General features: G+C 59.3%; 7 protein-coding genes. 2 read left to right on the top strand and 5 right to left on the bottom strand.

All coding sequences use genetic code 11. From position 1 onward, the window contains the following. Nucleotides 1-143: 143 nt before the first annotated feature. From ypfJ to BSIN_RS26435, 3 genes are all read right to left on the bottom strand, one after another. A complete protein-coding gene (gene ypfJ / locus BSIN_RS08150) occupies nucleotides 144-1,022 on the bottom strand; it encodes a KPN_02809 family neutral zinc metallopeptidase (RefSeq protein ID WP_059519520.1) in 879 nt (292 codons plus the stop codon). Nucleotides 1,023-1,239: 217 nt separating this feature from the next. Next, the gene (gene katG, locus BSIN_RS08145; RefSeq protein WP_089340112.1) at nucleotides 1,240-3,420 is read right to left on the bottom strand and encodes a catalase/peroxidase HPI; all 2,181 of its coding nucleotides are present in this window, start codon (nucleotides 3,418-3,420) and stop codon (nucleotides 1,240-1,242) included. Between the two features lie 746 nt (nucleotides 3,421-4,166). Further along, nucleotides 4,167-4,598 (bottom strand): hypothetical protein, encoded by a 432-nt coding sequence (locus tag BSIN_RS26435; RefSeq protein ID WP_256583697.1) that lies wholly within the window; start codon nucleotides 4,596-4,598, stop codon nucleotides 4,167-4,169. Between BSIN_RS26435 and BSIN_RS26430 the strand changes: the two genes are divergently transcribed. Next, a complete protein-coding gene (locus BSIN_RS26430; protein WP_256583696.1) occupies nucleotides 4,491-4,859 on the top strand; it encodes a GNAT family N-acetyltransferase in 369 nt (122 codons plus the stop codon). The genes BSIN_RS26435 and BSIN_RS26430 overlap by 108 nt on opposite strands. Nucleotides 4,860-5,098: 239 nt before the next feature. Further along, entirely contained in the window at nucleotides 5,099-6,298 is a 1,200-nt protein-coding gene (locus BSIN_RS08135; protein ID WP_089340110.1) for a GNAT family N-acetyltransferase, read from the top strand. A gap of 213 nt (nucleotides 6,299-6,511) precedes the next feature. On the opposite strand, the gene BSIN_RS08130 is transcribed toward BSIN_RS08135, so the two are convergent. Continuing rightward, a complete protein-coding gene (locus tag BSIN_RS08130; RefSeq protein ID WP_089340109.1) occupies nucleotides 6,512-7,726 on the bottom strand; it encodes an MBL fold metallo-hydrolase in 1,215 nt (404 codons plus the stop codon). Nucleotides 7,727-8,501: 775 nt separating this feature from the next. Further along, nucleotides 8,502-8,684 (bottom strand): CsbD family protein, encoded by a 183-nt coding sequence (locus BSIN_RS08125; protein WP_059519510.1) that lies wholly within the window; start codon nucleotides 8,682-8,684, stop codon nucleotides 8,502-8,504. Nucleotides 8,685-8,935: the final 251 nt, after the last annotated feature.

The following is an 8,935-nucleotide window of genomic DNA, read 5'->3' as shown; positions in this document are numbered from 1 at the left end:
GCCAAGGCCAGCGCAGCGGCCGCAGTGCGTTGACGCAGCACGGGCTCACGCTTCTTGCCGCATCGTGCGGCAGGGAGTGGCTCGATCGCACTCGGCGCACCGCACGCGGGCTCAGTGCCAGCCCGACGAGATAGCTCCGCCGCTTACCGCGAGTTGGCCGCGAACGTGTCGCACGATCGCACATCCCCCGACTGAAGCCCGCGCCGTAACCAATAGACGCGCTGCTCGCTGCTGCCATGCGTGAACGTCTCCGGCACGACATAACCCTGGCTTTGCCGCTGGAGGCGGTCATCGCCAATAGCGGCGGCGGCCTGCAAGCCCTGCTCGAAGTCGCCCGCTTCGATGAGCTGCTGATTCGCGCGCTGCGCATTGTTCGCCCATACACCGGCAAAACAATCGGCCTGCAACTCCAGCCGCACCGATAGTTGGTTCGACTGCGCCTCGCTCGCGCGCCGCCGTGCAGCATCAACCTTGTCGGAGATACCGAGGAGGTTCTGCACATGATGCCCGACCTCGTGTGCAATCACATATGCCTGTGCAAAGTCGCCCCCCGCGCCGAAACGGCGGCGCAGTTCGTCGTAGAACGCGAGATCGATATAAACCTTGCGATCGGCGGGACAATAGAACGGCCCCATCGCCGACTGACCGGTGCCGCATGCCGTCGGCGTCGTGTTCGAAAACATGACGAGCTTGGGCGGCACGTACTGCGCTTGCAATTGAGTCGAAAAAATAGTCGTCCAGGTCCGCTCGATATTGCCAAGCACCTTACGGGTAAAAACCGCCCCCGCATCGGTAGCGGGCACGCCCGCGTTTTGCGCTTGGCTCGGCTGAGCCTGTTGCTGCCCCGCGCCCTGCAACGCCGACGCACCTTGCAGGACGACACGCGGATCGATCCCAAAAAAGTACGAGGCGGCAAGCGCTACGACGATCGTACCGATGCCTACGGTTGCACGCCGCCCTGTGCCGAAAGCGCCGCGCCGATCCTCAACATTCTGGCTTTCGGTTTCGTCGTCGAGTCTCATGACCGGTATATCCCTATTCGTTGTCGATATCGATAAACCGGGCTCGCAGAGGCGATCCGGCGTCGAAAGTATAACCAACCAATGCGACGGGATCCGTTCGTCTTTTCACTCAAATCGCCGCAATCAACGAGTCAAATCGGCACGCAAACAAAACGGCCGGTCTCTCGACCGGCCGTCCCTATGTCAGCATCGAAATCGATGCAGCCCGCTTTCGCTGTCACACAAGATCGAAGCGATCAAGGTTCATCACCTTGCTCCACGCAGCGACGAAATCGCGAACGAATTTCTCGTGCGCATCCGCGCTGCCATACACCTCGGCCAGTGCACGAAGTTCGGAATTCGAACCAAAAACAAGGTCGACACGCGTGCCTGTCCACTTCAATTCACCCGTCGCACGATCGCGTCCTTCGAACACGTCATTCGCGTCCGATGCCGGTTTCCACTCGGTGCGCATATCGAGCAGGTTCGTAAAGAAATCGTTCGTCAGCACTTCCGGCCGTTTAGTGAAAACGCCGTGCTGAGTCTGCTCGAAATTGACGTTCAGCACGCGCAAGCCGCCGATCAGCACCGTCAGCTCCGGCGCAGTCAGCGTCAACAATTGCGCCTTGTCGATCAACAGCGCCTCAGCCGACACGGAACACTTGCCTTTCAAGTAATTACGAAAACCGTCCGCGATCGGCTCGAGCACCGCGAAGGATTCGATGTCGGTCTGCTCCTGCGATGCGTCCGCACGCCCGGGCGCAAAGGGCACCGTGACCGCGTGGCCCGCCTGACTCGCCGCGTGCTCGACGCCCGCGCAACCAGCCAGCACGATCAAGTCGGCCAACGAGACTTTCTTGCCACCGGATTGCACGCCATTAAACGCGCTCTGGATACCTTCCAGTTTCGCAAGCACCTTCGCCAGACGATCAGGCTGATTGACCGGCCAGTCCTTCTGCGGCGCAAGACGAATCCGCGCGCCGTTCGCGCCTCCCCGTTTGTCGGAGCCGCGGAAGGTGGATGCCGAGGCCCAAGCGGTCGACACCAATTCCGCAACGGACAGCCCCGACGCCAGAATTTCGCGCTTGAGCGCGGCGATATCCTGTTCGTCGATCAACGGATGACCGACCTCGGGAATCGGGTCTTGCCAGAGCAGTTCCTCGGCCGGCACTTCCGGGCCAAGATAGCGGGGGCGCGGCCCCATGTCACGGTGCGTCAGCTTGAACCACGCGCGGGCGAACGCATCGGCGAATTGATCGGGATTCTGATGGAAACGCCGGGAGATTGCCTCGTATGCCGGATCGAATCGAAGCGCAAGATCGGTTGTCAGCATCGACGGCGAGCGGCGCTTGGACGGGTCGTGCGGATCCGGCACGGTGCCGGCGCCTGCGTCGCCTTTCGGTTTCCATTGATGCGCGCCAGCGGGGCTCTTCGTCAGTTCCCATTCGTAGCCGAACAGATTGTCGAAGAAATCGTTACTCCACTTCGTCGGCGTGGTGGTCCAGATGACTTCCAGGCCGCTCGTGATCGCATCGTCGCCCTTGCCCGTACCAAAATCGTTCTTCCAGCCAAGGCCTTGCTGCTCAAGGCCGGCTGCCTCCGGCTCGGGCCCCACATGAGACGCAGGCGCGGCGCCATGCGCCTTGCCGAACGTGTGGCCTCCGGCAATCAACGCCACCGTCTCTTCATCGTTCATCGCCATCCGCGCGAAAGTTTCGCGAATATCCCGGGCGGCGGCGACCGGATCCGGATTGCCGTTCGGACCTTCCGGATTAACGTAAATCAGCCCCATCTGCACGGCCGCGAGCGGATTTTCGAGATCGCGCTCGCCGGTATAACGCTGGTCGCCCAGCCAAGTCTTTTCGGAGCCCCAATAGATATCCTCGTCCGGCTCCCAAGCATCCACGCGCCCCCCTGCGAAACCGAAGGTTTTGAGTCCCATCGATTCCAATGCGACGTTGCCGGTCAGTATGATCAAGTCCGCCCATGAAATTTTGCGGCCATATTTCTGCTTGATCGGCCAGATCAGCCGGCGCGCCTTGTCGAGGTTGGCATTGTCGGGCCAGCTATTGAGGGGTGCGAAACGCTGCTGGCCGCTGCCGGCACCGCCTCGTCCGTCGGCCGTGCGATACGTGCCGGCGCTATGCCAGGCCATCCGGATGAACAGCGGACCATAGTGCCCGAAATCGGCCGGCCACCAATCCTGAGAATCGGTCATCAGCGCCAGCAGATCCTTTTTCACTGCAGCCAGATCCAGGCTCTTGAATGCATCGGCGTAGTTGAAATCCTTGTCCATCGGATCGGACAAGGACGAATGTTGGCGCAGGAGGTTCAGCTTCAGTTGATTGGGCCACCAGTCTTGGTTCGACGTGCCGCCGCCAGCGGTATGCTTGAACGGACACTTCGTTTCTGTCGACATGCTTCTCTCCTTTGTTCGTGGGGCGTGCAACGCCGCGGCTCAGCCTGGAGCCTGGGCACTGCTCGAGAATAGTACGGGTTCTCGTCTATGAGCGGAAATAGGTTTCCTCAATAGCGACGCAACAAAAAAGCTAACGTAAACGCTGATCGCAGCCATCGCTACGATGATTCGATGTTTTCATGACATTTCCTTGATCCGCGGCTGACTTGCCGATCCACAGCAGGGACGTCCGGTTTCGATCAACGCACGACGCAGCACGAGCACCTTACCGAAAAACAAGCCATCGTGCTTTTTTGGCCGGCTCGCGCCGGTATCCAGGTCAAAAGACGATACGAACTGATGACTTCATGCGGCACATGCTTGCGTATGTAGCGCAATGCCGAATAGCACGAAGCAAATACGACACGATATCGAAGTAGAAAAATCAGGCGCAACGAACCATGAAGAACCGATAGTAATAGGCGATCATCTCGCTGATGTTTCGCAGAACAGATCGATTGGGACGGAATTCCGGTTCATCTGCTCCCGACGTCCATACGTACCTTCTCGTCATGCCAAAATAACGCCGCACGCCACACGCGTCTCATCGCACAGCGTCAAGATTTTTTGGCATAAAATGCGACGTCGATGCATTCCCGCCGCACCAGCATCGATCCAATCTGCGTGGCGCCCGATGATCGCAGCGGGTTTGCTCCACAAGAACACGCATCCCCGCTCCCTGGGAGAAGACAATGCCGGCTCACCCGCTATGGTCGACCATTGCCGCGCGAAAGCATGCCGTTCGGACATTCATTGACGGCTATTGCGCCGCACGTAATCAGATAACAGCGATTGTCACTGATCACGCAGACGGCTTTGCTGTCCAATTCAACCCCGAGATGGGCCGGGAATATGAGCATTTCATGATCGAAGGCGCCGCGATGCAAAACGAGCGCGCATTCGCAGCCGGTGCATGGATTACGCAATTCGGAACGATCGCGCTGCCACAAGCGATACGCGATAAAACATGCAGGCTCGCCGCTGAGCATTTCATGGTCGCCGATATCGCCCGGCTCGCGGGCTCCGATGAATTGGCTGCGTCGTTGGCGTGCGCGCTGGATACCGACATCGAGCATTTCAACGCTTGCGGCAAATTTCCCCCGTTTCGCCCGAACCCGCGCGCATTTCTTTTCGCACATCGAATCGATGGCCAGATCGCCGCGACTGCCCGCTACGGCTTCGCATCCGATAACGCCATCGTCATCGACCGGGTAGGCACCGCCGATACGTTCCGGCGCCGCGGCCTAGCATCTCAGTTGCTCAAGGCGATCGTCTCGCATGCGCGGCACCGTGGAGCGCAGCGTGCATGGCTCGTTTCGACCGATGCCGGCGAGCCTCTTTATCGCTCTGCCGGCTTCGCGAATATTGCTTCGGTGATCGTCGATCAGGTAATGGCGTGACTCGGTCGAATCGGTGGAGCGCTACCACGGGCAACGCTCGCTGAAATAGCCGTGCGCGGATGATCCAGGCCGCTCGGCCGGAGCGCGGCACGACATCCGAGCCACCCGCCGTCATCGAACCAGTAACTTTCGTGGCCCCAGAATAACGCGCGCCAGTGGTTCTTCTCATGGAACCTCGAGCCGTTTACGATTGTCGGCATGGGCGGGCATGCCGCTCCGCCGCCGAAGCGAGAACGACCTTGGTTACCACCACGAACGAATTCCAGCAATCTATCGGGCAAGCCGTTCCAGACTGGTCAGCTCGTCCGCGCCCCGCTGCCGTCACGCGCCAGGGGCATTACTGCCGCATCGAGCCGCTCGACGCCGACCGCCATGCGGCGGATCTCCACGCAGCCTACGCAACGGCAGCTGACGGCCACGACTGGACCTACATGGCGGTCGGACCGTTCGACGATGAAGCCAGTTACCGGCGCTACGCTGAAAGTGCGGCGGCGAGCACCGATCCGCTGCACTTCGCCGTGATCGATCTCGCAAGCGGCCGCGCGATCGGCACGCTCGCGCTGATGCGCATCGATCCGGCCAACGGTGTCATCGAGGTCGGCTCGGTAGCCTTCTCGCCCGATTTGAAGCGCACGCCGGCGTCGACCGAAGCGCAATTCCTGCTGATGAAATACGTATTCGACGAACTCGGCTACCGGCGCTACGAATGGAAATGTGACAGCCTCAACGCACCGTCACGCAAGGCCGCCGTGCGGCTTGGCTTCCATTATGAAGGCACATTCCGTCAGGCGGTGGTGTACAAGGGTCGCAATCGCGATACTGCCTGGTTCGCGATTCTCGACAGCGAGTGGCCCACTCTCGCGACGGCATTCGACGCGTGGCTATCCCCCGCCAACTTCGATGTGCATGGCCAGCAACGCCAGTCGCTCACCGCGATCCGCAGCGCGCGATCCGCCGCGCGCCCCCCCGCCGGCCACCAGCACGCCGGCGCGGGCATCGCGATCCGGCCGCTCGATATGCGCGACGAAGCCACATGGCGCGAGCTGTGGCGCGGCTATCAAGCATTCTACGAGACCGCACTGAGCGAGGCCGTATTCGCGACGACCTGGGCCCGCCTGCACGATCCGCAGGAGCCGATGTTCGCGCTCGGCGCGTTCGACGAGACCGGCAAGCTGCTCGGCATCGTCCACGCGATCTACCATCGCTCGTGTTGGACGATCGGGCCGTACTGCTATTTGCAGGATCTGTTTACCGAGCCCGGTTCGCGAGGTCGCGGCGTCGGGCGAGCGCTGATCGAAGCGGTTTACGAGCGGGCGCGCGCCGCCGGGGCAAGTCGCGTGTACTGGCTCACCCACGAAACCAATACGGCCGCTCGCGTGCTGTATGACCAACTCGCAGCCAACGCCGGGTTCATTCAATACAGGAAAGATCTGCGTTAGCCGGCACACGCCGGCCGCGGCTTTCGACAAAAATCCATTCGGGTTCGCGCAATCTGCCGCAGCGCCGGTCGTCCACCGATCCATCAGACGGTCGGTAAAAGCGGCGGCCGCACGAACCCACGCGCACCCGCCGATGCCTGCGATACATCGTCCGGCCCAAACGCTGCCGGCCCGGCGTCGCGCAGCAACGCCGGGCGCGCACGACTACCCCGCTCAAGAAGGTTCGACGATCTTCAGTACACCGGATAGATGCAGGAATTCGCCGTTCTTCTGCGCGATGTTTGTGTAAACCGTTCCGTGCTCGAAGTCCTCGATATGCACGACGTTTGAACCGGTGCTCGGCTCGTGCCAATACACCATGTAAACGTTCGGCCGAATCTCGCGCGCAGTATATTGGACGGTATCTGTCACGCCCTTGAATTGTCCAGCGATGCCAATGAACGACATGGTGTGCTCATCCTTGAAGTGCAGATCGAATACCACATCACCAAACTGCACGCGCATCTGCTTGCCGAGCGCCGGGAACGGCGCGGGTGCGGGCCACGGCATTTCACCCTTGATAACCTTGGCGCTCATTTCGAGCGAGGGCTTTGCGCCAAGCGCCGGATAGCGGGTTTCCATGGCAGTAATCAGCGTAGCGGAATCTTTCGCGCGCGCTGCTTCCTGATCAAACGCTTTCAAGTAATCACGTGTGAAGGCGACTGACGCGGTCGTGAAAGGCAAACTACCATCCGCGTTCGGCAGAAAATGCCCCGGTATGACGCGGGCCGGCTTGAGCGAATCGATCCGCTCAAGCGTCGCCAGCCAGTTCGCACGCGACAGCGGCGTCTGCGTATCGGCAATCCATACGTGAATGTTGGCGGCAACCGGAATACCACCGGCTACCGTCCGCGCCGACGGAATCCAGACGAACGTACGATCGGGGGTGGGGCCATCGAGGCCAACAATTTGCAGTTTTTCGCCGTCGATCGTAAGCGTGTTGCCGTCCAGCGGCTGAGGCACGATCAGCGATTTCGGCGCATTGTCCTTAAGAATCGGCCCCCAATATGCGAGCTTGCCGTCCTTGCTCGCCTGGATTGCCGCGACCGTCTGCGGCGTCGCAACAATCTTTGCATTTGGAAATGCGGTATGAATGGTATCAAGGCCGAAGTAATAGTCCGGATCGCTATGGCTAATGTACACGGCTTTCAGTGTCTTGCCGCTCGCCTTGATCTTGTCGACCAACGCGGTTGCATCGCTGCGTTGGAACTGCGCATCGACCAGGATCGCTTCGGTCTTACCCGTAACGATTTCCGACGACACCGGGAAAATACCCTTCGCGCCGGGGTTATAAACATCGACGGCAAGCGGAGCCGCCGCACTTGCGCAAACCGCGCTCAGCATGGCCGAGATGGAAAATGCCGCCTTGATCAGTGAACGAGTAAACATACGACCTCCTTTGGAGTATTGAATTCATCGCCTCCGGGAACGATGAATGACATGTGCGGCACTCGGCCGTTTCTGTACTTGGCAAGACTGGATCGCCTGCCTGCACTACAGAGCCACGACCCAGTCATACCCGGTATCGCCGATAAAATGAAATCACAATAGTTACATATTTTGCCGATCGAAATCCAATGTCCATGGAACACGCTACGCAGCCATATTCGCCTCCATCCCCTAACGGAAAAACAGATTTTCATTAGCATTTCAGGAAAAATCTTCGATATCCTGAAGACTTCAAATAACGGTGATGCACGGCGCGTTCCAAATTCCGTTAGAAATTCCGGCTTTCGTCGTACATCAATGCTCGATAACACAGTCTCGCCGTATGTTTTCTACCGCGAACGCTCATGCGTAAGAATAGGTCAGCGGCTTGGCCGCATCAATGCACGGCTACCGAATAAATTAATTCTCATTGGTTTTTAATTTTGTATTTTTAACAATTTTACACCCACCAGATATTCAATTCATCCAGCATGGAGTATCAGATATTTTTGAGATAAGCGGGATGGCGTGCCCAAAGCGCGCAAATCGGCCACCGAATCAGTTCAAATCCTCGATGCACGCATGGACGTTGACCTACGATGAACGACAAGACGGCCGGCATCGCCGACCGTCAAAAGGCCAAATAAGCTTGGTCAACCGTGAGCCGCCCTAGTGGCGACAAATCGGTGCATCTGACTCACACGCGTCGAGATGGTCGGGTCCTAACAGACGGCGCTTACCCACCGGTATGTTTGCGCACCGCATCCGCCGCCTCGCCGGCTTTCTCCTGGAGCTTGCCGGCAGTCTTTTCGGCAAGCCCCTCGGCTTCAGTCTGGCGATCGCCCGTCACCTTCCCCAGCGCTTCCTTTACCGAACCCTTGACTTGCTTGAGCTTACCTTCGATACGATTTTTGTCCATGATCCACTCCTTCAAAAATCCGCATGATCGACGGTACGGATGGGTAATCGACACCATCGCGACACCATCGAGTCAATATGATCCCAATCGCTCGTCGCCGCCGACAGTGACGAATACCCCAAACAGGCTAGTGCATTCGCACCGTCCATAGTTCCATCGGCACTCGCTCGCGTGCTCTTCCGGGAAACGTCGATTCCGCCTTCGAGCCGCATTTCGCTCACGTGGCAGAGCATGGAAACAAAAATTCGGGA

It is taken from the genome of Burkholderia singularis (genome assembly GCF_900176645.1).
In the GTDB taxonomy this organism is placed as follows: domain Bacteria; phylum Pseudomonadota; class Gammaproteobacteria; order Burkholderiales; family Burkholderiaceae; genus Burkholderia; species Burkholderia singularis.
Note: the sequence above shows the minus strand (reverse complement) of the source record. Positions and strands in the feature narration are given on the sequence as shown.